This is a genomic window from Streptomyces sp. NPDC052687 (assembly GCF_040678395.1).
Taxonomy (GTDB): domain Bacteria; phylum Actinomycetota; class Actinomycetes; order Streptomycetales; family Streptomycetaceae; genus Streptomyces.
This window is the reverse complement of the sequence record NZ_JBFATR010000049.1, coordinates 23,937-49,653: the sequence shown is the minus strand read 5'-3', so window position 1 is coordinate 49,653 and position 25,717 is coordinate 23,937. Positions and strand designations below refer to the sequence as shown.

General features: G+C 74.1%; 22 protein-coding genes. 11 read left to right on the top strand and 11 right to left on the bottom strand.

From position 1 onward, the window contains the following. Positions 1-285: 285 nt before the first annotated feature. A complete protein-coding gene (locus tag AB0K92_RS28170; protein ID WP_365927399.1) occupies positions 286-1,134 on the bottom strand; it encodes an AraC family transcriptional regulator in 849 nt (282 codons plus the stop codon). 90 nt (positions 1,135-1,224) lie between these two features. Between AB0K92_RS28170 and AB0K92_RS28165 the strand changes: the two genes are divergently transcribed. Further along, positions 1,225-2,067, top strand: coding sequence for an NAD(P)H-binding protein (locus AB0K92_RS28165; protein ID WP_365927397.1), 843 nt, complete (start codon positions 1,225-1,227; stop codon positions 2,065-2,067). A 17-nt stretch (positions 2,068-2,084) separates the two neighbouring features. Here AB0K92_RS28165 and AB0K92_RS28160 read toward each other — a convergent pair whose 3' ends face one another. Continuing rightward, positions 2,085-2,825 (bottom strand): helix-turn-helix transcriptional regulator, encoded by a 741-nt coding sequence (locus AB0K92_RS28160; RefSeq protein WP_365927395.1) that lies wholly within the window; start codon positions 2,823-2,825, stop codon positions 2,085-2,087. Positions 2,826-2,879: 54 nt separating this feature from the next. Between AB0K92_RS28160 and AB0K92_RS28155 the strand changes: the two genes are divergently transcribed. Both AB0K92_RS28155 and AB0K92_RS28150 read left to right on the top strand, forming a co-directional pair. After that, the gene (locus AB0K92_RS28155; RefSeq protein ID WP_365927393.1) at positions 2,880-4,088 is read left to right on the top strand and encodes an MFS transporter; all 1,209 of its coding nucleotides are present in this window, start codon (positions 2,880-2,882) and stop codon (positions 4,086-4,088) included. Positions 4,089-4,636: 548 nt separating this feature from the next. After that, on the top strand, positions 4,637-5,305 hold the full coding sequence (locus tag AB0K92_RS28150) for an O-methyltransferase (protein WP_365927391.1): 669 nt from the start codon (positions 4,637-4,639) through the stop codon (positions 5,303-5,305). Here AB0K92_RS28150 and AB0K92_RS28145 read toward each other — a convergent pair. Further along, on the bottom strand, positions 5,302-6,447 hold the full coding sequence (locus AB0K92_RS28145) for a hypothetical protein (RefSeq protein WP_365927389.1): 1,146 nt from the start codon (positions 6,445-6,447) through the stop codon (positions 5,302-5,304). The genes AB0K92_RS28150 and AB0K92_RS28145 overlap by 4 nt on opposite strands. Before the next feature lie 164 nt (positions 6,448-6,611). On the opposite strand from AB0K92_RS28145, the gene AB0K92_RS28140 reads away from it, so the two are divergent. Continuing rightward, positions 6,612-7,553, top strand: a complete 942-nt coding sequence (locus AB0K92_RS28140; RefSeq protein ID WP_365927403.1) for an ankyrin repeat domain-containing protein — start codon at positions 6,612-6,614, stop codon at positions 7,551-7,553. Positions 7,554-7,555: 2 nt separating this feature from the next. Next, positions 7,556-8,134: a hypothetical protein gene (locus AB0K92_RS28135; RefSeq protein ID WP_365927387.1), complete on the top strand. Its 579-nt coding sequence runs from the start codon at positions 7,556-7,558 to the stop codon at positions 8,132-8,134. Between the two features lie 90 nt (positions 8,135-8,224). On the opposite strand, the gene AB0K92_RS28130 is transcribed toward AB0K92_RS28135, so the two are convergent. The 5 genes from AB0K92_RS28130 to AB0K92_RS28110 form a co-directional block, all read right to left on the bottom strand. Then, complete coding sequence (locus tag AB0K92_RS28130; protein WP_365927385.1) at positions 8,225-11,071, bottom strand: hypothetical protein; 2,847 nt, start codon at positions 11,069-11,071, stop codon at positions 8,225-8,227. Between the two features lie 41 nt (positions 11,072-11,112). Continuing rightward, positions 11,113-12,225 (bottom strand): AAA family ATPase, encoded by a 1,113-nt coding sequence (locus AB0K92_RS28125; protein ID WP_365927383.1) that lies wholly within the window; start codon positions 12,223-12,225, stop codon positions 11,113-11,115. Positions 12,226-12,287: 62 nt separating this feature from the next. Beyond that, a complete protein-coding gene (locus tag AB0K92_RS28120; protein ID WP_365927381.1) occupies positions 12,288-13,712 on the bottom strand; it encodes a VWA domain-containing protein in 1,425 nt (474 codons plus the stop codon). Next, positions 13,709-15,130, bottom strand: coding sequence for a hypothetical protein (locus AB0K92_RS28115; RefSeq protein ID WP_365927379.1), 1,422 nt, complete (start codon positions 15,128-15,130; stop codon positions 13,709-13,711). Before AB0K92_RS28115 ends, AB0K92_RS28120 begins: the two co-directional genes overlap by 4 nt. Then, positions 15,100-15,603, bottom strand: coding sequence for a hypothetical protein (locus tag AB0K92_RS28110; RefSeq protein WP_365927377.1), 504 nt, complete (start codon positions 15,601-15,603; stop codon positions 15,100-15,102). The genes AB0K92_RS28115 and AB0K92_RS28110 overlap by 31 nt, the downstream gene beginning before the upstream one ends. Before the next feature lie 265 nt (positions 15,604-15,868). On the opposite strand from AB0K92_RS28110, the gene AB0K92_RS28105 reads away from it, so the two are divergent. The 3 genes from AB0K92_RS28105 (at position 15,869) to AB0K92_RS28095 (ending at position 17,790) form a co-directional block, all read left to right on the top strand. After that, positions 15,869-16,162, top strand: coding sequence for a MazG-like family protein (locus tag AB0K92_RS28105; RefSeq protein WP_365927375.1), 294 nt, complete (start codon positions 15,869-15,871; stop codon positions 16,160-16,162). A gap of 1 nt (position 16,163) precedes the next feature. After that, complete coding sequence (locus tag AB0K92_RS28100; RefSeq protein ID WP_365927373.1) at positions 16,164-16,658, top strand: NUDIX hydrolase; 495 nt, start codon at positions 16,164-16,166, stop codon at positions 16,656-16,658. A gap of 394 nt (positions 16,659-17,052) precedes the next feature. Then, positions 17,053-17,790: a D-Ala-D-Ala carboxypeptidase family metallohydrolase gene (locus AB0K92_RS28095; RefSeq protein WP_365927371.1), complete on the top strand. Its 738-nt coding sequence runs from the start codon at positions 17,053-17,055 to the stop codon at positions 17,788-17,790. Positions 17,791-17,940: 150 nt separating this feature from the next. Here the strand turns inward: AB0K92_RS28095 and AB0K92_RS28090 are convergent, their stop codons facing one another. The 3 genes from AB0K92_RS28090 to AB0K92_RS28080 form a co-directional block, all read right to left on the bottom strand. Next, positions 17,941-18,114, bottom strand: coding sequence for a CsbD family protein (locus AB0K92_RS28090; protein WP_365927369.1), 174 nt, complete (start codon positions 18,112-18,114; stop codon positions 17,941-17,943). A gap of 98 nt (positions 18,115-18,212) precedes the next feature. Continuing rightward, positions 18,213-19,751, bottom strand: coding sequence for an FAD-dependent oxidoreductase (locus AB0K92_RS28085; RefSeq protein ID WP_365927367.1), 1,539 nt, complete (start codon positions 19,749-19,751; stop codon positions 18,213-18,215). A gap of 204 nt (positions 19,752-19,955) precedes the next feature. Beyond that, positions 19,956-20,612 (bottom strand): class I SAM-dependent methyltransferase, encoded by a 657-nt coding sequence (locus AB0K92_RS28080; protein WP_365927365.1) that lies wholly within the window; start codon positions 20,610-20,612, stop codon positions 19,956-19,958. 149 nt (positions 20,613-20,761) lie between these two features. On the opposite strand from AB0K92_RS28080, the gene AB0K92_RS28075 reads away from it, so the two are divergent. The 3 genes from AB0K92_RS28075 to AB0K92_RS28065 all read left to right on the top strand — a co-directional run bounded on the left by AB0K92_RS28075 (position 20,762) and on the right by AB0K92_RS28065 (position 25,708). Then, positions 20,762-21,625, top strand: a complete 864-nt coding sequence (locus AB0K92_RS28075) for a fructosamine kinase family protein (RefSeq protein ID WP_365927401.1) — start codon at positions 20,762-20,764, stop codon at positions 21,623-21,625. Between the two features lie 58 nt (positions 21,626-21,683). Beyond that, positions 21,684-22,601, top strand: coding sequence for a lipoprotein (locus tag AB0K92_RS28070; protein ID WP_365927363.1), 918 nt, complete (start codon positions 21,684-21,686; stop codon positions 22,599-22,601). A 62-nt stretch (positions 22,602-22,663) separates the two neighbouring features. After that, complete coding sequence (locus AB0K92_RS28065) at positions 22,664-25,708, top strand: SpoIIE family protein phosphatase (protein WP_365927361.1); 3,045 nt, start codon at positions 22,664-22,666, stop codon at positions 25,706-25,708. The last annotated feature ends 9 nt before the right edge of the window (positions 25,709-25,717 follow it).

The following is a 25,717-nucleotide window of genomic DNA, read 5'->3' as shown; positions in this document are numbered from 1 at the left end:
GCCCGCGAGCGGCTGGTGCGCGCGGTGGCGCCGCCCGCCGCCCTCGTGGTCGCGCGCGGCGACTGGACCGCCGTCGAGGAGGAGTGAGCACGGTCTGCGCCGGGTGGGCGACGGAACGTCGGGACGAGGTACCTGCGGGGACTGGCCGACCGGCCGATGGATGCGGGCGCGCCGGGTCGCCTCGCCGGACCCGGCCGCGGCGGCGACGCGCTGCCCCGCCCGGTCACGCGGGGCAGTCAGCGGCGCAGTCGGCCGTGCCGCAGGCCCGGCGGTACTCGCTGGGGCTCAGCCGTGGACGCGTTTGAAGGCCGTGCTGAAGCCGAAGGCGTCCGCGTAGCGCACCTGGCGGGCGACGGCGGCGACGGTCGCGGTGGACCCGGTCAGCAGATCGGCGGCCAGGGTCATCCGCCAGTCGGTGAGATAGGCCAGCGGCGGCTTGCCGACCTGCCGGGTGAACCGCGCGGCCAGTGTCGTACGGGACACGGCCGCCTCGGCGGCCAGCGCGGCGAGGGTCCAGGGCCGCTCCGGCGCCCCGTGCATCGCCCGCAGCGCGGGGCCGGTCACCTCGTCGCCCAGGGCGCGGTACCAGGCCACAGGCGCGGCCTGCGGGGAGTCGAACCAGCCGCGCAGCGTGCACACCAACAGCCAGTCCAGCAGCCGGTCCAGCACCACCTGCCGGCCCGGACGGCAGGCGGCCGCCTCGGAGTCCAGGAAATCGCCGAGGGAGGCGCAGCCGTCGGTGCCCGGGACCACCAGCAGCGGCGGCAGCACATCGAGCAGCCGCGCGGAGACCCGGCCACGGACCTGGTAAGTCCCCGTCAGCAGCACGGTGGAGGCGGGCGGCGGCGGGTCGGCGGCGCCGGCACGGGGGGAATCCGGCTGCGGGCGGTCGGTGACCGTGAACGGCGCGGGACCCCGCACGATCGCGGAGTCGCCCGGCTTGAGCAGCACGCCTTTGCCGTGCTGTGGCGAGCCGTCGTCCAGGGCGATCCAGGCCTCGCCGCGCAGCGGGGCCGACAGCGTCAGGGAGGCACCGTCGGCGAACCGGAGCGCCCACGGCGGCGACAGCTCCGTGCGGCCGAAACCGGCACCGTCGGCGCGCACGCCCTGAAGGAGATCGTCCAAGGGATCCACGCGCTTCACGATAACCCGGCGGACGATCGGACATCCCCGGCGGACGCATGGCCATGTCCCCTGACGGAACAGGTGAGTTGACTGACCGCCATGACGACACACACCGATGAGATTCTGGTCCTCGGCGCGACGGGCAAGGTCGGCCGCCGGCTCGTGCGCACCCTGCGGGCGGCGGGCCGGCCGGTGCGGGCCGCGTCCCGCACCGGCACCGTGCGGTTCGACTGGACGGACCGCAGCACCTGGAGGACCGCCCTGGACGGGGCGTCGGCGGTCCACCTCCTGGCCCCCGTGGACCCGGCCCTGGCCTCGCCCTTCGTCGAGCAGGCGACCGAGGCGGGCGTCTCCCGCTTCGTGGCGCTGTCCGCGCGCGGCATCGACCGGATGCGGCCCCCGTACTTCCAGGGCATGGCCGCGGCGGAGCAGGCGGTCCGCGAGTCCGGCGCGCGGTGGACGATCCTGCGCCCGAACAACTTCCACCAGAACTTCGACGAGGACGTCTGGCGGGCCCCGCTGCGGTCCGGGCACCTCGCCCTGCCGCTCGGGGCGGTGCCGGAGCCGTTCGTGGACGTCCAGGACATCGCCGACGTCGCCGCGGCCGTGCTGACGTCGGACGGACACCACGGCCGGGTGTACGAGCTGTCCGGGCCCCGGGGGCTCACCTTCGAGGAGGCCGTCGCGGCCATCGCCGAGGCCGCGGGACGCCCCATCCGTTACACCGAGGTGACGCCGGAGGAGTACCGGGCGGACCTCCTGGCCTCGGGCGCGTCCGGGGAGGCCGCGGACGAGCTGAACGCGATGTTCGCCGCCATGCGCGCGGGGCACTTCGCCGAGCCGGGCACCGGCGTGCGGGAGGTACTGGGACGCGCGCCGGTCGACTTCGCCACGTACGCCGCCCGGGCGGCGGCGGCCGGTGCGTGGGACCAACTGCATTGACCTGAAGCGTCGACCGGTCACCGGGAGTGCGTGCCCGGGGTATGGCCGAACGCGCGGCGGAACACGTCGATGAAGGCGCTGGTGGACGACCATCCGCACTGGTTCGCGACCGTGGTCACCGGCACCTTCTCGGCCAGCAGGACCAGGGCGTGGTGGAGTCGCAGCTGGGTGCGCCACTGGGGGAACGTCATGCCGAGGTCGCTCCGGAACAGGCGGGAGAGTGTGCGGTCGCTGGCCCCGACCTCTCGGCCGAGTCGGGCGAGTGTGCGGTTGTCCGAGGGGTCGGACCGCAGGAGGTCGCAGACGCTCCGGAGCAGGGGACTGCTCGGCGTGGGCAGGTGCAGGGGCTGCTGTACCGAGGTCCGCAGCTGGTCCAGGAGCACCGCGCGCAGCCGCGTCCGCTCCGGGCTGCCGTCGTCCTCGGTGCGGGTGAAGGCAATGATCAGCTCGCGCAGCAGCGGGCTCACCGCGAGCACGCTGGGGGTGTCCAGGCGCAGAGGGTTCTCCCACGCGGGGAGGCCCACCAGGTGCAGTTCGAGGTCACCGTGGGCCTGGTGGGCGTGGACGGTGCCGGCCGGGACCCAGATGGCGCGGGTCGCGGGGGCGACCCAGGAACCGGCGCTGGTGGTGACGGACAGTACGCCCCGGCCCGCGTAGACGATCTGGTGGTCGTCGTGCCGGTGCGCGTCTATCCCTGCACCGGACGCCAGTCGCTGGGTGCGGGTGGGGGCCACGGGTGTGTGGCGGACTTCCGTCATTGCTTGGCAGTTTATCGGAAGCGCGACACGGTGGGTGCCGTCCACGATGACCGGGTGCGCAGGAATCTCTCCCTCACTCTCTTGTCCGTCGGGCATGGCTGCGTCGACGTCTATCAGGGCGCCGTCGCCTCCCTCGTGCCCTTCTTCGTCACCGAGCGCGCGTACGGCTACGCCGCCGTCTCGGGCGTCGTGCTCGCCGCCTCCGTGTTGTCGTCGGTGGCCCAGCCGTTCTTCGGCATGGTGACCGACCGTCGGGCGATGCCTTGGCTGTTGCCGGTCAGCACGCTGGTCGCGGGGGTGGGTATCGCGCTCAGCGGGGTGAGTGACTCCTACCTGGTGACGCTGACGGTCGTCGCGGTGTCCGGGGTCGGCGTGGCCGCGTACCATCCGGAGTCCGCGCGGGTGGCCAGGATCGCCGGCGGCGGCAGTCACAGCGCGATGGGATGGTTCTCGCTGGGGGGCAACCTCGGCTTCGCGCTGGCCCCGGTCACGGTCGCCGTCGTGGTCTCGGCCGGAGGACTGCGCCTGACACCGTTGCTCGTGCTGCCGGCCGTGGTCGGCGCCGCGCTGTGCCTGCCCGTGCTGCGGGTGCTGGAGACCCGGTTGTCCGACGCGGCCGAGGCGCCCGCGTCCGGCGAGGACGACAGGGCGTCGTTCGTGCGCCTCTCGCTCGCCGTGGTGTGCCGCTCCGTCGCCTTCATCGGTCTGAGCACGTTCGTCTCGCTGTACGCCACCGACCGCATGGACGGCGGCAAGGCCGCGGGCACGGCGGCTCTGTTCCTGCTGTACGTGGGTGGCGCGGTGGGCAGCGTGCTGGGTGGTGCGCTGGCGGACCGATGGGACCGGGTGCGGGTCTCGCGCTGGTCGTACCTGCTGACGGCCGGATCGATCGCCGGTCTGCTCTTCGTTCCGGGCCCCGCCCTCTACCTGTTCGTCCTGCTCACCTCGGCCGGGCTGTACATCCCGTTCTCGCTCCAGGTCACGCTGGGCCAGGACTACCTGCCCTCGCGGATCGGCACCGCCAGTGGGATCACGCTCGGTCTCACCGTGAGTATCGGCGGCCTGATCAGCCCGGTCATCGGCACCATCGCCGACAGGACTTCGCTGCAGACCGCCTTGGCCCCACTGATCCTGATGCCCGTCCTGGCCTGGCTGCTGTTCAAGACCCTGCCCGAACCCGCCGTGCCGGTGTCAGAGGACACGGCACCGAAGGGAGAAGACACCCATGCCGAACCCTCTCCCGTCCAGCCCGGTCCCCGCTGAGCGGTCGGCACACCCCTTACGGCCGGCTACGCGGGCGGACGGTCCGACGCTCCACTCCGCCCGCGAGGGATGTCCGCTGCTCGCCTGGGGCTGTACGGCCACCGCGGACGCACCGGCCTGGAAGCTGTTGTCCGCCCACTCGACGTCGAGCGGCGAGGTCGAGTACTGCACGTGCAGCTGCGACGCCATCGTGGTGCTCTGCCGCGGCGAGGTTGCCGCGTTCATCGCTCCGGACGGTGATGGCCCCGGCGGGTGCGAGGGAAGCGAGCGAACACCGTGAACGGTGCAGCCGGTGAGCGTGCCGTCGACGAACAGGCAGCGGTCGGCCCGGTCTGAAGGGCCACCAGCACCTGGTCAGCCCGCGCAGCACCAGCAGGCTCCACCGGTCGCCGACCACCGCCGCGGCCTGCGCGATGCCGCAGATGTCGTCAGCCTCGCGCCGAGGACTCATGCCGTACTCCCGAAGGGAGGGAAAACCGATCGCGGGATGCCGCCCACCCTCGTAGGTTCCCCATGGGAGCCCGGTGAGTATCGAAAGGGAACGCACTGTGTCGCAGCAGACGTGGACGGCCGTCGACGACTACTTCAACGGCTTGCTGATGGCCGAGGACGCCGCGCTGCTCTCCGCCGTCGCGGACAGTGACGCGGCCGGGCTGCCGCCGCACCAGGTCGCCCCGAACCAGGGGAAGCTGCTGCACCTGCTCGCCCGCATCCAGGGTGCCCGCACCGTCCTCGAGATCGGCACGCTCGGCGGCTACAGCACCATCTGGCTCGCCCGCGCGCTGCCCGCGGACGGGCGGCTGGTGACGCTCGAGGCCGACGAGCGGTGCGCGGACGTCGCGGCCCGGAACATCGCCCGCGCCGGCGTCGACCACGTCGTCGACCTGCGGGTCGGCAACGCCCTGGACACCCTGCCGCTGCTGGCTGATGAGGGGGCCGGCCCGTTCGACCTCGTCTTCATCGACGCCGACAAGCCGTCCAACCCCGCCTACCTGGACTGGGCGTTGCGGCTCACCCGGCCGGGCAGCGTCCTCGTCGGGGACAACGTGGTCCGCGAGGGCGCGGTCGTCGACCCGGCGAGCGAGGACCCCCGCGTGCAGGGCATACGCCGCTTCACCGAACTCGTCGCCGAGCACCCGCGGCTGACCGCCACCACGGTGCAGACCGTCGGTGTGAAGGGGTATGACGGCTTCACGCTCGCCCTCGTCACCGACTAGCGGGACCGGCCCGGCGACTGCTCGCGCCGTCCCGTACGGCTCTCCAGGCGCCGCAGTGCGGCCGCCGCGGCGCGGGCCTCCCGTTCCGCCGTGGTGCGGGCGTCGGCGGCGGAGCGGTGGCGTTCCTCGGCCTCACGGCGCGCGCGGTCGGCGTCCCGCAGGGCCTCCCGCGCGGTGCGCAGCCGCTGCTCGGCGGCGTCCAGCTCCGCCCGCGCCGCCTCCCGGCGCTCGCGGGCCCGCGTCAGGGACTCCGCCGCCTCGGCCGCCCTCTCGCGGCGCTCGCCCAGACGCCGCTCGGCCTCCTCGGCGGCCCGACGGGCCTGGGCGAGCTGCTCCTCGCGGACGCGGCGGCGTTCGGCGAGTTCGTCTGTGGGAGGGGTGGAGGGCTGTGACTTCTCGGCGGCCTTCTTGGCGACCTTGTCGGCGGCCTTGGCGGCGGTCTTGGCTGTCTTCCTGGTGCTCTTCTTGGTGCTCTTCTTCGCGGGCCCCCCGGCGGGTTCCGCACGGGACTCGGGAGCCGTGGTCGTCCTCGGCTTCGGCCGCGCCGTCAGCGCCGCCGCGTCCGGGTCGGGGGACAGGAAGGCGGACGGCGGGCTGAGGGCGCCGGTCAGCCGGCCGGAGGACCACTGCTCGGCGGCGTCGGGATCGGCGAGGACCGCGTGCAGCGTGGCGGCGACGTCCTGCTGTGCGGCGGCGGACAGCGGGTGCCCGGCCGCGTCGGCGAGCCGGGCGGCCTGCCGGGACAACACGGCGACGACCTGGCGCCGTTGGGCGGTGAGGTCCCTGAGCGCGGCCGGGTCCAGCGTGCGGTAGGCCTCGCGCAGGGCTTCGCCCAGGTCGAGCAGCCGGCGGCTCTCGTCCGGGTCGCGGCGCAGCAGCAGGTTCGCCGCCCAGGCCGCCAGGGTGGGCCGGCGGGCGGCGCGGATGCGCCGGGAGTCCGCCGCGCGGCCGGCTGTCCTCGCCGCGACGGCCAGTTCCTCGCGGCGGGCGACGAACTGGGGCGGCGGCGTGGTGTACAGCTCGTCGAGGACCGCCTCCACATCGGGCTCCTGACCGCCCTCACCCCGACCGCCCTCACCCCGTCCGCCCTCGCCGCGTCCGCCCTCGCCGCGTCCGCCCTCGCCGCGTCCCTTGCGCTGCATGGTCCCCAGCCTGCCGCCGGCCCCGCGCCCGCGCACCTCGGGACCGGGCGGGAGGGGCGTTGTCGGACCCGTCTGCGAGGGTGGGCGTACGGGGTGGCGCGGGTGCCGCCCGGGTCGGTGCCGAAGGGGGCAGGGTGACACGGTGGGACGACGGCTGGGCCGGGATGGGCTGGGACGGCTGGAAGGACGTCGAGGAGGTGCGGCGGCGTCTGGCCGCGGGTGCCGATCCTGAGCAGTGGAGCGGAGGGCGTCCGCTGCACCGCGCGGCGGTGTTCGGCTCACCGGAGGTGGTCGCTGAGCTGGCCCGGCGCGTGGCGGACGTGGACGCGGTGGAGTACGGGGGCACGGCGCTGTGGGAGGCCGTGATGACGGACCGGCCGGACAACGCCCGCGCTCTGGTGGAGGCGGGGGCGGATCCCTGGCGGCGGCTGATCGGCGGCTGGTCGCCCGGGCGGCTCGCGCTGGCGGGACCGACGCCGGATCTGTTCCCGCTGCCGGAGGGCGAGCCCGGTCTGAGCGACGCGGAGCGCGCGATCGCCGAGGAGGGCGGACGGCTCCGCGCCGCGCTGGGCACCTTCCATCACGAGGGCACGGGCCTGGCGTGCGTGGCGGGCATCGACGCCGACGAGGCGATACGCCGCCTGGAGGCGACCCCGGTGCCGGACGGCGCGGAACCGGACCTGACGAACGTCCTGAGGGACCCGTTCGCGTACGACTTCGAGGAGCTTGTACCGTACGTGGGTGTCACCACGGTGCCGGGTGGCTGCGTCGTCACCCAGCCGTGGGGGTACGCGCCGTCGACGCCGGGCGTGCACATCCTGCTGTCGGCGGGCACGGTGAGCTACGGCCTGTACGCCAACGCCAAGAGCGGCAACCAGGGCAGCGTCGCGCGCGACGGGGTCATCGAGGGCTGGGATCTCAGCCCGGGCGGCGCGCCGGGTCCGGAGTCGACCTCCGAGGAGGTGCTGCTCTCCTACGTCCACCGGTACAACGCGGTCTCCTACTCCTGCGCGTACGCCGGCCTGCGCCCGGCCGACGCCCGCGCCGTCGTGGGTCCGCCGGACGTGTGGGTGAAGCTCCCCCGGCGCGACTACTGGAGTTACTGACCATGACCACTCCCCCGCCCCGCCCCCTTCTCTACCTCGATGTCGACGGCCCGCTCAACCCGTACGCGGCGAAGCCGGAGCGCAGGCCCGAGGGCTATGCGACGTACCGCATGAAGCCCGAGGGGTGGGTCGCGCGGCACCCCGGTGAGCCGCCGGGGGCCGTGAAGCCCTTGCGGGTGTGGCTGAACGCGGAGCACGGGCCCCGGCTGCTGGCACTGAGCGAGGTCTACGACCTGGTGTGGGCCACCACGTGGGGCGTGGAGGCGAACACCTTCATCTCACCCGTCCTCGGACTGCCCGAGCTGCCCGTGGTGGAGTGGCCCGCGCCGCACGAGACGGGCGACGGCAGCGCGGACTGCGTCTTCTGGAAGACCCCGCATCTCATCGCGCACGCCGCGGGCCGCCCTTTCGCCTGGGTCGACGACGAACTCGGCGAACGCGACAGGGGGTTCGTGAGCGTGCGCCACGCGGGCGCCGCGCTGCTGCGGCACGTCGATCCCCGGCTCGGGCTGCGGGAGGGCGACTTCCGTGCCCTCGCGGAGTTCGGGCGCGTCTGTGTCCGCTCGGGGCGCCGGCCCTGAGGGGTGTCCCCGCGCGCCGTACCGCCGGCCCGTGCGTACGCCGGGGCCACCGCTCCCTGCCGGGGGCGGTGGCTCCGGTGGTTGTCGCCGTCAGGGGGTGGCCAGGAGGGCTCCCAGTGCATCGGCGGTGTGCGGGTGGCGGGCGAGGAGGGCCGCGCCGGCCGGGGTCCGGTCCGCCGGGGCCCAGTCGGCGTCGCAGCCGAGCAGGGCCGCCACCGCGTCGCAGGCCGCGGGGTGCGCGGCGAGCAAGGGCAGGCCGCGCGGCGCGGACGAGCGGTCGCTGGCCGGGCGTACGGCCTCCGGGGCCGGCTCGGCTCGCCACGGCGGTATCCAGGCGTCCAGGGCGGCGAGGCGGCCGGGGAAGACGCGGCCCGCCTCGCGGATCAGCAGGGGCGCGAGGTCCGCGCCGCCCGCGCGGAGTGTGGTGATGAGGGTCGGCAGCCAGGGCAGCAGCACCGGGTCGGGCAGCCGGGCGAACGCGTTGGACACCGCTTCGACGACGAAGTCGGCGAGGCCGGGCACCGGTTCCAGGGCGTGCAGGAATCCGCTGAGGTAGCGCGGATAGGCGGGCACGACCAGGGGGTTGCCGAGCAGTTCGTCGCAGCGGGCCCGCAGGTCGGCCCGGGAGAGGGTGCCGAGCTGGGTCTTGGCCGCCCACAGCAGCGCCGTCTTCGCGGGGTCCTCCGGATGGGACTGGGCGACGGCCAGCTCCAGCTGGTTGCGGTCGCAGCCCAGCGACAGGGCGAGGCTCTCCATGCTGAACAGGAAGCCGAGCATGGCCGCGACCTGGCGGACGCTCGCCTCGTCGTCGGTGAACGCCGTCGGCAGCAGGGTGCAGTAGTGGGCGTAGCCGGTCTTGACGAAGGACTCGATCCACGCGGGCAGGGACGGCTCGCTGGTGCGGTAGTACGCCAGCAGTCCGCGCACCCGGCGCAGCACCTCGGGCGCGCCGTCGACGGTCCGCTCGGTCGCCAGCACGTCGAGGGCGCGCCGGCCGAGTTCGTCGGCGAGGCGGCGGCTGCGCAGGTAGAGCGTAGCGTCCTCGACGGCTTCGAGGACGGTCGCCGTGGTCGCCTGCGGGCCGTACGCGGTGCGCCGCAGCCGCTGTTCGAGGACCTGCTCGATGCTGACGCCCTCGTAGCCCAGCTCGATGAGGGCCCGCTGATGGGTGCCGAGGGCCAGATCCCAGGACTCCTGGATGGGGCGCTCGCCGAGCTTGCGTTCGCCCATGATGGGGCGCGCCGCGCCGTGCGGCATGAGGTAGCGCAGCATCCACAGCACGTCGGAGCACTGTTCCAGCTCCGGCCGCGAGGCCATGTCGAGCAGGGCCCGCTGGACGCCGCGCTGCTGGAGCTTGAAGTTCAGCGGGGCGAGCCGGTCGTGGACGTCGCGGGCGAGGGGCGGCAGCGCGTCGTAGCCGACCTGGCCGACGCGGTCGCCGCCCAGCATGATCTCCACGAGGCGGCGCACATCGCGCCGGCCGGGCACGGTGTCCTTCTCGATGCAGGTGACCGCCGCGTCCTGGAAGTCGTACGGCGTGGGCTTGGCGCGGTCCCGCATGCCCGCGAGGAGGATCGACGTCTCGAACACGGCGATGGCGTCGGCGGTGGAGGCGAGGTAGCCGTTGCGGCGGGCGGCGCGCACGATCTCCACGGACCAGCCGAGCAGTTCCTCCTCGTCGAGGCGGTCCAGGACGGGGGGCCGTTGCAGGAAGCCGGTGAGTTTGTCGGTGGTGGCGGCCGGGCCGGCGGGAACGGGAGCCGCCGCGGCCTTCGCCGTCTTCTTCGGCGTCCTGGTGCCGGCCTGGCCGGCGAGCCGGTACGGCTTGACCCGGGTGCGCTTGAGGTTCTTCGTCCACTGGGTGGCGGCGATGGACACCGAGCCGGCGGCGAGCCCGAACTGTGCCTCGATGGCGGCGTGGCTGGACGGGATCAGGCCGTGCTGCCACTTGGTGGCGGTGGGCGGGCTGATCTCGAAGGTGTCGGCGCCGTGGACGCCGAACTCGGCGACGCGGCTGGCGGCGTGGAAGGCGCCGCAGACGTAGAGGGCGTCCGCGGGGTGGGTGCCGGTGGCGGCCATGTGCCGGCGCATCCGCGTCCACATGTACCGTTCGCGGTCCTCGTCGACGCGGACCCGGTGCGGGTCGCCGGGGGCGAGGCGCCGGAAGAGGCTGCCGATGAGCAGCATGACCTGCCGGTAGGTGTCGTGGTCGCTGTCGCCGAGGGGCAGTTCGACGTACTGGTGCCACCACTCCGACCAGTGCCGCACCTTGCCGTGGCGCAGCAGGTGCTCCTCCAGTTCGGCGAAGCGGGGGCGCAGGTCGCCGATCTCCACGCCGACCGCGTCGCCGTGCAGCGCGGCTTCCTCCTCGGCGGGCGGCGCGTCCGGGTCGGCCGGTGTGCCGGTGTTCTCCTTGGTCTCCTGCCGGGTCTCCTGCCACTGGAAGACGTGGTCGGAGGAGCGGTCCACGAGGACGAGTTCGACGCCCGGGGTGTCCAGGGCGTAGGCGATGGCCTGGTACTCGGCCGACGCCTCGGTGATCGGGGCGACCACCGACAGCGGTGCCCATTCGGCGGGGAAGCCGTCGACCTCGGTCGCGAACGCCTGGACGGCGACCGGGAGCTTGCAGTTGCGCAGCTCGGTCAGGAGGGGGGCCATGTCCTCGCAGAGTTCGAGGTAGACCACCTTGGGCTGCTTCTCGCGCAGCCGGCGTGCCATGGCGAGGGCGGAGGCGGGCGAGTGGTGGCAGACGGGGAAGATCTCCAGGGGTTCGCGCACTGCGCGGTCGACGTCGTCGACGATGCCGAGGAGGATGCCCTCCAGGGCGTCGGGTCCGCCGGCGAACGCGGTGGCGGCTTGCTGGAGCTGGGTGCGCAGGGCGGTGAAGGCGGACTCGTTCACAGGGGTGTTCAGAGGGCTGTTCGCAGAGCTGTCCACGGGGTGGTCCACAGGGCTGTCCACGGTGTGGTCGCGGGCGCTCACGACAGGGTCGCGATGGTGTCGCGGCCGCCCTCGAGGAATTCCGGCCAGGAGCCGCCCTCCTCCTTGCTGCGCGGCTCGACGACGCCGTGCAGGTACTTGTTGAGGATGGCCAGGTCCTCCGGTTCGCGGCGGGCGAGGGAGCCGACGAGCGAGGAGGCGAGGGTACGGGCGGTCAGGGCGCGCTCGCCGAAGAAGTTGCTGTGCAGGATGGCGTCCTCCAGGACGCCGATCTGCTCGGCGGTGGACAGCGCGGACTCCAGCTTCTCGTCGTCGCTCGCGGCCGCGGCGGCGGAGGCGCGCAGGTCGGAGAAGGACTGCAGCAGCACGTCCAGCAGGGTGGGCGGGACGTCGAGTTCGATCTGGTGGCGGCGCAGCAGTTCCTCGGTGCGGAAGCGGACGATCTCCGCCTCGCTCTTCTTGTTGGTCACGACGGGGATGCGGACGAAGTTGAAGCGGCGCTTGAGCGCGGAGGACAGGTCGTTGACGCCCCGGTCGCGGCTGTTGGCGGTGGCGATGACGGAGAAGCCGGGCTTGGCGAAGACGATGTTGTCGCTGTCGAGTTCGGGGACCGAGATGTACTTCTCGGAGAGGATGGAGATCAGCGCGTCCTGGACGTCGCTGGTGGAGCGGGTCAGTTCCTCGAAGCGGCCGATGACGCCGTTCTCCATCGCGGTCATGATCGGCGAGGGGATCATCGACTCCCGCGACTGGCCCTTGGCGATCACCATGGACACGTTCCACGAGTACTTGATGTGGTCCTCGGTGGTGCCGGCCGTGCCCTGCACGACGAGGGTGGAGTTGCGGCAGACGGCGGCGGCGAGCAGTTCGGCGAGCCAGCTCTTGCCGGTACCGGGGTCGCCGATGAGCAGCAGGCCGCGGTCGGAGGCGAGGGTGACGATGGCCCGCTCGACGATGCTGCGGTCGCCGAACCACTTCTGGGAGACCTCGCGGTCGAGGCCGTCGGCCCGCTCGGACCCCAGGATGAACAGCCGGATCATCTTCGGCGACAGCCGCCAGGAGAACGGCTTGGGGTTGTCGTCGATCGACTCGAGCCAGTCCAGCTCCTCGGCGTACTTGATCTCGGCGGGGGCGCGCAGCAGGTCGGACATGGGTGAGGCCTTTCGGTGAGAGGAGAGGTGGGAGTGCTGAGGCGCGGAACGCGCGGGACGGCTCAGGTGAGGAACGACTTCAGCTCGTGGACGAGCTTGCGGATGTGACCGGAGATCACGGGCGTGCCGAGGTCCTTGAAGCGTTCCCTGAACCACGGGTTGACGCTGCCGCGGCCGGCGCTGGTCACCGAGCCGACGGGGATGAACTTCGCGCCGGAGCGGTGGATGGCCGCCATGCTCTCGAACAGCGGCTCGGAGCGCCATTCGTAGAAGTCGGAGATCCACACCACGACCGTGTTGCGCGGTTCGGCGATCTTCGGCTGGGCCAGGGCCATGGCGACCGTGCCGTCGGTGCCGCCGCCGAGCTTGGTGCGCAGCAGGGTCTCGAAGGGGTCGTTCACCCAGGGGGTGAGGTCGAGCGCCTGGGTGTCGTAGGCGATCAGGTGGACGTCGACCTTGGGCAGGCCGGCGAAGATCGACGCCAGGATGGTGCAGTTGACCATCGAGTCGACCATCGAGCCGGACTGGTCGACGACCACGATGAGCCGCTGCGGCGTCGTCTTGCGGACGGTGTGCCGGTAGTAGAGGCGGTCGACGTAGAGCCGTTCCTCCTCGGGGTCCCAGTTGGTGAGGTTCTTCCAGATGGTGCGGTCGAGGTCCAGGTTGCGGAAGACCCGCTTGGGCGGGATCGACCGGTCGAGGGTGCCGACGGAGGCCTTCTCGACCTGGGTGCGCAGGACTTCGGCGACCTCGTCGACGAAGCGGCGGATGAGCGCCTTGGCGTTGGCGAGGGCGACGCCGGAGAGGTTGTTCTTGTCGCGCAGCAGCTGCTCGATGAGCGACATGCTCGGGGTGAGCTGTGCGGCGAGCTGGGGGTCGGCGAGGACTTCCCGCAGGTGCATCCGCTTGACCAGGTCGGCCTCGATGGCGCCGAGTTCGGGTCCGATCTCCGGGATGAGCGTGCCGAGGTCGGGGGTGGGGTGGCCGATGCCCGTGCCGGTGGGGCTCACTCCCCCGCCGGCCGCGCGGCCGGCGCCGCCGCGGCCGCGTCCGCCGCGCAGTTCGCCGGGCTTGCAGCCGAGTGCGCGTTCCAGCCAGCCGGCGTCGGACTGCCATTGGGCGAGCTGCCCGGCGGTGACGGTGCCGGAGCCGGAGGCGAAGACGCCCAGCAGCACCTTGGACACGAGTGCGGCGCGGCGCACCTCGGCGGCTCGGTCGCGGTCGTCCCCGTCGGGCTCGGGCACCATCAGGTTCTCGAACTCACCCGCGAGTTCGGGGTGGCGCTGGACGATGGAGTCGACGGAGGCCTGCGGGTCGAGCAGGGCGGGCGGCAGGCCGATGTCCTCGACGACGGCGAGCGAGGCGGCCTCCAGGCCGGCCTGCTCCTCGTGGTCGAAGAGGCGGGCGAGCAGCCGCCAGTACAGCAGCTGCCGGCGGTTCTCGTCGGGGTTCGCCGGCACGGTCTCCCCGGTGGTGTGGTCGGTCATTTCCTGAGCAGCCTTCCGGCGCGTTCGCGCAGCACGGCCACCGCGTCGGTGGCGGCCTTCTCGAGCTTGGCCCCGGCCTTGTCGGTGGTACCGCCGGCCCAGGCGCCCGCGTGGACGGCGACCGTCTTCCTGCGCACGGTGGTCTCCACGGCGAGCGGCTGGACGGTGAACCGTCCCGCGTCCCAGCGGAGCAGTCCGATGCAGGCGGTGGACGCGGCGACGGCCTTCGGGGTGAGCGGTCCGGCGACCGGTACGCGGTCGGTGTCGACGGCCAGCCGGTGCCCGGTGAGGGTGAACGTCACCGTCTCGTCGTCCGCGTCCTGTTCGGCGGTGTACCCCTCGAGGAACACGGGGTGGGCGAGGCGCACCGGGTGCCGGTCGAGGGGCGCGGTCGGCGGGGTGGTGGCGGTGGGCAGGGCGACGCGGGCGGTGGCGAAGGGGTCGGCGGACCCACCCGGGCGGGCGTGCTCGTCGCTCCAGATCAGGTCGCCCTCGGCGGTGACGGGCATGTCGGTGAGGTCCATCGAGCGGCCCTCGCCGAGGGCGGCGAGCAGCGCCATGTGCGGGCGCAGCAGCTGCCAGACCCCCGCGCCGAGCACGGTGTCGGGCTTCGGCGCGGACACGCTCGCCCGCACCAGGCGGGGTGGGCCGCCGTCGGCGGGTTCGAGGACGGCGTGCACCTGGGCCTGGGCGGCGGTGGCGTGTTCCTGGAGGTCGACGCCGAGCGGCAGCAGCCGGCCGGTGACGGTGCCCGTGGCGGGCGCGGCGGCGCCGGACAGGGTCAGCAGCATGCCGCGGGCCCACAGGTCGGCCCAGCGGCGCACGGGTATCCGCTCCAGGGAGGCGCCCGGGCAGGACGCGGCGAGTTCGGCGGCGAATCCGTCGAGGAGGGTGGCCAGGCGGCGCAGTTCCGGGTCCGGGAGCAGGGCGGAGACCACCTGGGCGGAGCCGGCGACCACGTCGTGGTCGATGCCCTGCCAGCCGGCGCGCGCGAGGTCGCCGAGCCAGGAGCGGGCGGCTGCGAGGAGGTTGGGCGCCTGCTGTCCGGCGGCGGCCTCGGCGGGCGTCTCCTCACGGGGCCGGCCGGTGGCCTCGTCCGCGCGGGCGGCGAGCGCGTCGTGGACGGAGCCGAGCAGGGCGGTGCGGGCGGCGGCGAGGCTGAGGAAGTGGTCCTCGCTCGCGGCGCCGGCCGCCGCCTTCTCGGCGGCCTCGGCCGCGCGGGCGGCGAGCGGACTGCCGGCCACCGCGTCGGCCAGTCGCGCCAGGCCCTCGGCCTGGGCCGGCTGGGGCCTCAGCAGGCCGCCGACCAGGACCTGGTCGAAGGCGTCGACGGCGGCCAGGGCCTCGTCCAGTCCCTCGACGGGTTCGGTGAGCAGATCGAGCCGCATCAGGCCACCGCCCTCGTCGGCGGGAACCACTGCATCTCGGGCAGCGGCGCGGTGGCCGGGGCGAGTTCGAGGTAGGCGAGGTGGCGCAGGAACCGGCTGAAGACCGACGCGGCGGCCTTGCCGTCCGCGGGCATCGGGCGGGTCGCGCTCATGACCAGGTGGAGGGTGTGGGCGGTGGCCTCGCCGTCCCCGAGGTCGGCGCGCAGATAGCGGGCGACGCGCTCGGCGCCGTACTGGAGCACCGCTTCGTTGATCAGCGCGCCGATGTGGTTGCAGAATCCGCCGCGGGCGCCGCCGCACGGCCGGTTGTTGTTGGTGCTGCACGCGTAGGCGTACGTCCCGGCGGCGACCGACGAGACGTAGACCCGCCCGATGTCGGAGCCGCTGGAGACGACGCCCTGGAGGCGCCCGTCGGCCAGCTCCGCGAACGGGACCTTGGCGAGCTTGCGCGGCCGTGCGGGCGGGATCACCCGCGCCGTGCTCGACCTCTCGAAGTGCGACAACGCACCATCTCCTTTGCAGCACAAGGGAAGTCCGGCGCCGGATCGGCGGGACGGAAAAGAACTTACTGGCGACCACTGACAACGCCCCGGCCGCGCCGGGCCGCCGCCCCCTCCGCGCTCCCTCGCCCCGCGGGGAAATGGCCGGTTGAGCCCGTCTCCGCACGCTGCCCGCAATCGTTCACGAGTCGAGGAGGCGGGGCGAGGGACGCCCGCCGGAAGGGGTGTCCGTGGACGAGGACCACTGGGAGATCACGGCGGGCTTGCCGTGTTCCTGGACGAGGCGGCCGCTCACATCCCCGCCCCGCAGCGGTCGGTGCTGCAAGTGCTCAAGATCGGGGAGGAGTTCGGCGAGGCGGCCCAGGCGCTGATCGGGGTCACCGGCGTCAATCCGCGCAAGGGCACGAGCCACACCTGGGACGACGTGACGGCCGAGATCTGCGACGTCATCGTCACGGCGATGGTGTCGCTGCACCGGCTCGGCGTCCCCGACCCGGCCGGTGTCTTCACCGAGCATCTGCGCAGGACCGCCGCGCGCACCCTGAGCGGGAGGAAGGACTGACATGACAGTTGGGTGGATGCCGCGCGAGGAGTGGGTCAAGACGCAGCCCCGGGCGCTCGTCGCCTCGTGCGTGCTGCTGTACGACACGCGGGGGCGGCTGCTGGTGCTGCGCTATTCCCCCGACGAGCCGAGCGCCGGGCACTGGTGGCTGCCGGGCGGGATGCTCGACCACGGCGAGGATCCGTGGACGGCGGCGCGGCGCGAGGCCCGGGAGGAGACCGGCCTGGACATCGGCGAGCGGCCCCGGCTGATCGGCATCGACCACCGCGTCGACGTCCTGGGCACCGGCCCGGTCCTCGACTGCTACTTCGACGGCGGCACCGTCGCCCCCACCGACCGCGTGCGGCTGAGCCCCGAGCACGACCGGTATGCGTTCCTCACCCTGGACGAACTGACCGACCCGACCCTGGCCATGCACCGCCCGATACTGACCGCGCTGCACTCGGCCGCGCGGGACGGGGGCGTGGTGTGCCTGCGGGAGGGGCGGCCCTGGTGAGGCCATGAAGTCGTGAGGCCATGAAGTCGTGAGGCCATGAAGTCGTGAGGCCATGAGGTCGTGAGGCCGCGCCGAGCCGCGGTGCCGCCTCCCCCCGAAGGCCGCCTCCCTGCCGACGGCGAGCGGCGGCACCCCTGACGGCTCCCCCCGACGACGGCACCGCCTGACGGCGCCCCCCGACGGCACCGCCAGGGTGCGGACCCCGACGAGGCCTCCTGACGAGGCCTTCCAACGACGCCTCCCAACGACGTCTCCTGACGACGGCGACCGCGGCGGCGAGCCCCACTCTTGCGCCACCGGCCACCCGTGCCCCATCGTTGACGCGCGTAACACGGCTCTTCACGTTCGGCAGTGGCTCACAGGGGGCTCATCTCTCCCCCGGCCTGGAGGTCGCATGTTCAGACGCATCGCACGACTCATCGCCGCTTTTGTCATGATCCTGTCGGGAGCGTTCGCCGGTACCGTCGCCACGGCGGGCACCGCGCACGCGGACGGCTGCTACACCTGGACCCGCACCCTGGCGCAGGGCGCCTCGGGCGCCGACGTCACCCAGCTCCAGATCCGCCTCGGCGGCTACGCCGGCTACGGCGCCGTCCTCGCCGTCGACGGCAGCTTCGGACCGGCCACGGAAGCCGCCCTGAAACGCTTCCAGTCGGCGTACGGCCTCACCGCCGACGGGGTCGCGGGCGCCAGCACCTACAACAAGCTGTACGCCCTCCAGGACGACGACTGCACCCCGGTCCACTTCTCCTACAGCGAGCTGAACGACTGCAACACCACCTGGTCCGGCGGGGCGGTCAGCGCGACCACCGCCAAGGCCAACGCGCTGCGCACCATGTGGAAGCTGGAGGCGCTGCGGCACGCGCTCGGCGACCAGCCGATCAACGTCACCAGCGGTTTCCGGTCGTATGCCTGCAACGAGGCGGTCGGCGGCGCGAGCAACAGCCGTCACCTCTACGGCGACGCCGCCGACCTCGGCGCCGGGCCGCACTCCCTGTGCACGCTGGCCAAGCAGGCCCGCTACCACGGCTTCCGCGGCATCCTCGGTCCGGGCTACCCGGGCCACAACGACCACACGCACCTCGACCACCGCGACAGCCAGTACTGGTCCGCCCCCACCTGCGGCATCTGATCGCGCCGCGACCCGCTCACGCATGAGGCGGGCCGGGTTCCGCGGTCTGCGCGCAACCCGGCCCGTCGCTCCTCAGTCTCGCCTCAGCCTCGTCCCAGCCTCAAAAGGCCCCGACGGTCTCGGCGACCGTCGACGCCGCCGGCGGCGGCATCAGTCACGGAAGACGTCCTTCATCTTCTCCTTCGCCTGACGCATGTCCCCCTTCGCCTTCTCCATCCGGCCCTCGGTCGTCCTGCTCTCGTTGCCGACCGCGCGGGCGGCCGTCTCCTTGGCTTTGCCCTTGGCCTGTTCCATCTTCGCCTTGGACTTCTGGTTGCGCGCCACGCTCACTCACTCCCCAGGGCTCGCTTACGGGTCGGACACCGAGTGACCCCGCGCGGGGGAGGTCAAACCCGCGCGGGGCCACTGTGCGGAGCGGGGCGTCAGATCTCGCGGGGCCGCAGCGGGCGGACCGCGGGTCCCTGCACCACGCTGCCGTCGGGTGCGAAGCGGGAGCCGTGACAGGGGCACTCCCAGGCGCCCTCGGCCCGGTTGAAGGCAACCAGGCAGCCCATGTGGGTGCACCGCGCGGAGACGGCGCGCAGCTCGCCGTTCTCGTCGCGGTGGACGGCCACGTGCCGGCCCCCGACGGGCACGACGACGCCCTCGCCCGGCGCGAGATCGTCCACGCGCGAGCGCGGGCCGGGCGCCAGCGCGGACAGCCGGTCGCCGACGAAGTGCCGGGCCACCTTGGCCTGGTTCTTCAGGAACTCCCCACCCTCGCGGACGACGGAGGCGATCCGGCGCGGGTCGTACAGGCCGCTCCAGGGGTTGTCGCGGCCGCTGATCAGGTCGCAGAGCAGGCGGCCCGCCATGATGCCGCCGGCCATCCCCCAGCCGCCGAAGCCGGTGGCCACGTAGACGTGCTCGGTCCGGGGGTGCATCAGCCCGACCAGCGGCACGGTGTCGGAGGACTCGTTGTCCTGGGTGGCCCACCGGTGGGTGACGCGCAGCTCGCCGAACTGGCGCAGCGCCCAGCCGGTCAGGGTGGCGAACCGTTCCTCCACGTCGACGCCGCTGCCGGGAGTGAAGTGCTCGCCGGTCATGATGAGCAGCCGCTGCCCGTCCTTGTAGGGGGCGGTGCGCACCGAGCGCGTGCGGTGCTCGGGGGTGATGTACATGCCCTCCGGCGCCTTCGCTTCGTGCACCGGGGCGGCGACCACGAGTTCCCGGCGCGGGGTGAGACGGGTGAACAGCAGCGCGCGGTCGAAGATCGGGTAGTGGGTGGCGACCACCACGTCACGGGCGGTGACGCGGACCCCCTGGTCCGTGGTGAGCACACAGGGCTCGCCCTCGGAGAGGCCGACCACGCGGGTGCCCTCGTACAGCCGGCCGCCGCCCCGGCGCACGCTGTCCGCCAGCGCCATCAGGTACTTGCGGGGGTGGAACTGGGCCTGCTCGGCGACCCGGACGGCGCCCGCGACGGGGAAGGGCAGGTCCGTCTCGGTCACGAACTCGGCGGGCAGACCGGCCTCCCGCGCGGCCTCCGCCTCGGCCCGCACCTCGGGGACGCGGTGGCGGCCCTGCACGTACGTGTAGGCGGCCGTTTCCTCCCAGTCGCAGTCGGCTCCCAGCTCCCGGGCGACCTCGGCGGCGTGGCCGATCGCGTCCATCTGGGAGCGGGCGTACAGCCGCGCGCCCTCCGCGCCGCGGGTGCGGCGCAGCCGGTCGTAGATCAGGGTGTGCTGGGCGCTGACCTTCGCCGTGGTGTGTCCGGTGACTCCCGCCGCGATCCGGTCGGCCTCCAGTACGGCGACATCGTGCCCGCGCCGGACCAGCTCCCACGCGGTGCTCAGCCCGGCTATGCCCGCGCCGATCACGGCCACGTCGACGGTGAGGTCGCCCTCCGGCGCGGGGGCCGGATCGCCGGGGGGCAGGGTCTGGAGCCAGTACGACCCGAAGGTCTCCGCCTGTTCGCTCATGCGCGTCGAGTGCCCACGCACCGGGCGATCACACGGTGACGGCCCGGTGCGGGCGCGCGGGCGCGGGGCGCGGTCGGGGCCGAGGGGGGTGGCACCGGGCGCGGCCCGGCAGCGGCGGCGGGCGGGGCCGGCGGTCGGGGCGCCCCGGCGCGTCCAGGCTCGGGCTGTCCGTACGGACGGGGCGGGCGCCCGGCGCGTGAGGCGTCAGCCCGCGCGGCGCAGCCGCCAGACGTTGTCGCCGCGGAAGCCCTCGACGCCGTCCGGGGAGACGCTGGGCTTGTGGACGGTCTCGGCGGTGACGACGGTCCACTCGCTCTCGGGCAGGGCCAGCTCGGACAGCAGACCCTCCAGCGTGGGGAACTCACCGTCGAAGGGGGGCTCCTGCCGCCAGCTCGGCCAGGTGGCGTGCAGACCGATCAGCAGGGTGCCGCGCGGGGCGACGGCCCCGGCGGCGCGGCGCAGGATCCCGTACAGGTCGAGTTCGACCGGGGACTGCAGGTAGTGGGCGCTGACCAGGTCGAAGCTGCCGTCGGGGAAGGTGTGGCCCAACTCGTGGCGCTGCCAGTCGATCCGCTCGCCGACACCGGCGTCGGCCGCGTGCCGGGCGGCGCGCTCGAGGGCGGTGGCCGAGATGTCGACCGCGGTGACCTGCCAGCCGCGGGCGGCCAGCCACACCGCGTCCGCGCCCTCCCCGCACCCGAGGTCGAGGGCGGTGCCCGGGGTCAGGTCGCTCGCCTCCCGCACCAGCAGCGGGTTGGGACGGCCGCTCCAGATGCGGTCGCCGTTGCGGTAGAAGCCCTCCCAGAAGTCGGCGGGGCGGTCCGGGGCCGGGGCATCGGGTGTGTGGTGGGTGTGCGTCATGGTGTCCTCCGTGAGTCGCGTACGGCCCTGTACCTCCGAGCCTGGACCGGAGCTCGCGGATCGGCAAAGATCTTTGCTGATTCGGCAAATGCGATCCGACCGGACCCAGGGCGCGCGGCGCCCGCCGTACGCTGGTGACCGTGCGTGACGTGGACGGAGAGTACGGTCCGGCGGCCGTGGCGGAGCGGTTGACCGGGCGGGCGGTGACCGGGGTCCGGGCGGTGTCCGGAGGGCTCGCCGAGGTGACGCTGCGGGGCGGCCCCGTGGTGATCGTGAAGCGGCAGGACGCGCCGGGCGGCGTGCGGGCCGAGGCGGCGGGGCTGCGGTGGCTGGCGGAGGCCGGCGCGGTCCGGGTGCCGGCCGTGCACGGGCATGACGGGTCGTGGCTCGTCATCGACCGGGTACCGGACGGCCGGCCCGGCGCGGAGGCCGCGGTGCGGTTCGGGCGGGAGCTGGCCGCGCTGCACGCCGCGGGCGCGCCCGCCTTCGGGGCTCCCCCGCCGGGCGGCCCGCGGGACGCCGCCATCGGGCTCGCGCCGATGCGCAACGTCACCGGCGCGGACTGGCCGGTCTGGTACGCCGAGCACCGCGTGCTGCCCTATGTGCGCCGCGCCGTCGACGACGGCACTCTGCGTGCGGGCGAGGCGGAGGTGTTCGAGCGGGTCTGCGCGCGGCTGCCCGAGCTGGCCGGGCCGGCGGAGCCGCCCGCCCGGCTGCACGGGGATCTGTGGAACGGCAACGTGCTGTGGGGAGCCGACGGACGGGTCTGGCTGATCGACCCGGCCGCGCACGGCGGCCACCGCGAGACCGACCTGGCGATGCTCCGGTTGTTCGGCTGTCCTCATCTCGACCGGGTCCTGGCCGGCTATCAGGAGGCCGCGCCGCTCGGCGACGGCTGGCGCGACCGGGTCGCCCTGCACCAGCTCTTCCCGCTGCTCGTGCACGTGGTCCTCTTCGGACGGTCGTACGCCGGTCAGGCCGTCGAGGCCGCCCGCACCGCTCTCAGCCGCTGATCACGACTGTCGGTCCCCTCGGTTACAGTGGCGCGCCACAGCGAGAGGAGACGGGACCGTGCGGGTCGGGGTGGGGAGAGCGGGACGGGCGGTGGCCGGTGCCGCGTTGGCGGCCGTGGTGCTGACCGGGTGTGCGCAGGCCGCCGGGCCGGACGCGGGGGAATCGGGGGGCGCGTCGGCCGGCGCCCCGGCGGACGGGGAGCGGGCGGCTGCCGAGAGCGGCGGCCGGGTCGGCGCGGCGGGCTCCGCCTGCGAGCTGCCCGTCAGCTTCGACATCGCCGAGCGCTGGGAGCCGGAGGCGATCGACGCCGCCGCGGCCCGGGCCGCGGGGGAGGAGCCGGCCGGCTCTGAGGGAACGGCCGGTCCCGAGGACTCGGACGGCTCGGACGGCTCGGACGGCTCGGACGGCTCGGACGGCTCGGACGGCTCGGACGGCTCGGACGGCTCGGACGGCTCGGACGGCTCGGACGGCGCGGACGGCTCGGACGGCTCGGACGGCTCGGACGGCGCGGACAGTTCCGATGGTTCGGACGACCCGGACGGCCTGGACCGGGAGCTGGCCGCCGAGCTGGCCGACGCGCTGCTGCGTCAGGGGCCCGTGACGGCCGCCTGCGAGGTGGACGCCAAGCCCGCCGGGCACATCGGCTTCCTCCGCGTCTTCACCGGGGAACGGGGCCAGCCGGGCGGGAACGACGCACGGACCGTCCTGGAGGACTTCGTGCTCGCCGAGGAGAGCGAGGAGGTCAGCCTCCACAAACAGCGGTACCGCACCTTCCGGTCGGGGCGGCTGGCCGGCGTCGAGGTGTCATACCTGCGCACCAGCGCGATCCTTGAGGAGACGACCAAGCAGCGCGCGCTCGCCGTCGTCACGGCGGACGGACCGGTCGTCCTGCACCTGGGCGGGCTGGACGACGAGGAGCACGAGGCGATGCTCCCGGCGTTCGACCTCGCCAAGCGGACCCTGCGCACGTCCTGACCACCGGGTCCGGACCGACCCGCGCGGGACCGGCGACGGCGCGCGTGGACGGGACAGGACCGATGACTCGGAGCGGCGAGGCCAGGAGCGGGACGCGTGCACGGCTGACCGCGCTGCTCACCGGCGCCGCCGTCGAGGCGACCGGTGCCGCCGAGGCGCGGGCCGCCGGGGTGTACGTGCGTTCCGCGCGCGGCAGTGAACTGCGGCTGGCCTCCCTGGTGGGGCTGCCGGGGGTGCTGTTCCGGCCGTGGTGGCGGGTGCACGTGGACCGGCGTTTCCCGGTCTCCGACACCTACCGGCTCGGCGTCCAGGTGGTGCTGGCGAACACCACGGAGACCATGCGCCGCTACCCGCAGTTCGCCGCCGCCCTGCCGTTCCCGATCGGGTCGGTCTGTGTGCCCCTCACCGGGGCGGCGGAGACGTTCGGGGTGCTGACCGCGCTGCTGCCGAGCGCACCGGACGCCGCGGAGCTGCTGCCCGCCCGCGACCGGCTGGCCGAGCTGGCGGAGGAGGTGGGCGCGGCGGTACGTCCGCTGGAAGCCGACGGCGAGACGCTGACCTGGGACGAGGAGCCGGTGTGCGTCTCGCCGCCGACCACCCGTCCGGCGACGGTGCGGATCGGCCGGTTCTGCTGGGACCCGGCGGCGGACGTCGTCACCGGCGACGACACCCTGCGCGCGCTCCTGGGCCTCACACCCGCCGATCTGCCCGGCAGCGCCCGCGCGCTCGTCCGGACCCTGGCCAGGGCGGACGCCGGCCGTCTGCTGAGGCTGCTGAGGGGCGCGGCCGGTGGCGACCCGCCGCAGCCGCTGTACGTACGGACCGTGGACGGTGTCCCGCTCCGGGTCGAGCTGTGGACTCCGTCGCGGGTCGAGGGCATCGTCGTGGACGCGGGTTCGGTGGCCGACGCGGCGGCCGACCAGCTGCCGCAGGGCCTGTTCTGCCTGGACCGGCTGGGGCGGATCGTGCACGCCAACCCGCAAGCGGCCCGGCTGCTGGGCGAGCCGCGCGCCCGGTTCCTCGGACGGCCGCTGTGGGAGGGCGTGCCGTGGCTGGGTCAGCCAGCCTTCGAGGACCATCTGCGGGCGGCCCTGCTCGCGCCCGACCCGGTCCACTTCCACGTCCGCCGCCCGCCTTCCGGACACCGGGCGAGCGGCGCGGAACCGTCCCCGCAGGGTGACCCGTCCCCGCCGGATGCCCGGTTCCCGCAGGGTGACCCGTCCTCGCCGGATGCCCGGTTCCCGCAGGGTGTCCCATCCTCGCCGGACCTCCCGATCCAACCGGGTGATCCGTTCCAGCCGGGCGGCGGTGACTGGCTGTCCGTGTCGGTCCACCCCGGCGCCGAGGTGCTGGCCTGCACGGTGACCCGGTCCACCGGCGGATCCGACGCGGCGGCGTCACAGGCCACCGGGACACCGGACCAGGCCTCGGGACACGCGGCGCCCGCCGCGGGGTCCGCGGCCCGGGCCCCGAACCGCCCCGCGCCCACCGCCGAAGCCGCCCAAGCCCCACCCCGTGCGGCCCCGCGAGCCGCGGCGCCCCCGACGCCCCCATCGCCCCCATCGCCCGCGGCGCCCGTGCCGGACGTCCCCGACCCCGGCGCCGCAGCGGCGTCCCCGGCGTTCCGGCCGATCGTGCTCGCCCTGGCCCTCACCGAGGCGGTCACCGCCCGTCAGGTCTCCGCGGTGGTCATGCAGGAGCTGCTGCCCGCCTTCGGCGGCCGTCGCCTCGCCATCTACCTGCTCCAGGACCGGCATCTGTACCTGGCCTGGGAGACCGGCTTCCCGACCGGGTTCCTGGCCCCGTTCCAGGGAGTCGGTCTGGACGCCCGGCTGCCCGGCGTGGAGACGCTGACCACCGGCCGGCCGCTGTTCTTCGACTCGATGGAGCAGCTCGCGGCGGCCTACCCCGGCATCCCGCTGGACGCGCAGGTCGGAGCCCGCGCCTTTCTGCCGCTGATCGCCTCGGGGCGGCCCGTCGGCTCCTGCATCCTGGGCTTCGACCGGGTGCGCAGCTTCAGCACCGAGGAGCGCACGGTGCTGACCGCGCTGGCCGGGGTGATCGCCCACGCGATGGAGAAGGCGCAGCGCTACGAGACGGAGGCCGCGCTGGCCCGGGGCCTGCAGCGGGCGCTCCTCCCCCGCCGGCTGCCGGCCCACCCGCGCGTGGAGGCGGCGGGCCGGTACCTGCCGGGCACCCAGGGCATGGACGTCGGCGGGGACTGGTACGACGTCATCGGGTCGGGCGACGGGGTGGCCCTGGTGATCGGTGACGTCCAGGGGCACGGGGTGCAGGCGGCCGCCACGATGGGACAGCTGCGCAGCGCCGTACGGGCGTTCGCGCTCGACGACCGGCCGCCGGACGAGGTGCTGAGCGGCACCAACCGGCTCCTCATCGACCTGGACCCGGGCCAGTTCGCCAGTTGCTGCTATGTGCGCCTGGACCCGCTCACGGGCGTCGCGCGGATCGTCCGGGCAGGTCATCCGCCGCCGCTGCTGCGTCACCCGGACGGCCGCACCCGGGTGCTGGACCTGCCCGGTGGGGTGGTGCTCGGGGTGGACGCGTACGCCGACTACCCGGTGTCGGAGCTGGTGATGGCACCGGGCGCGCTGCTGGCGCTGTACACGGACGGGCTCGTGGAGCGGCCCGGCGGCGACATCGACGACGGCATCACCGCGCTGCGGCTGGCGCTGGCCAAGGCCGGTGCGCCGCCGGCGCGGCCGGGCGGGCGCTGGCTCGCCGGCGTCGCCGACCGCCTCACCGCGGCGGCCCGGCACGCCGTCGACCGGCCGGACGACATCGCCCTGCTGCTCGCCTGCCGCCGCGACGGGACCGGTGGTCAGGCCGGCAAGGACCGCGTGCACCGCAGAACCGGAGCGGAGGGGCGAGCCGCGGAGCCGGGAGGACGGGACAGGCTTGACGCCGGGGCGGCTGAGAAGCGTACCGCCGGGCCGGAGGAGAGACCCAGCAGCGGAGAGGACAGGAGCAGCGGAGGACCGGACAGTACGGCAGGCGCGGAGGCGGCGACGCCGGCAGGCGGAAGGGCGGACTCTCCGGGACCCCCGCACCGGGTGACGCCCCTCGCCTCCTGGGGCCGGGGAGGGTAGACAGGGCAC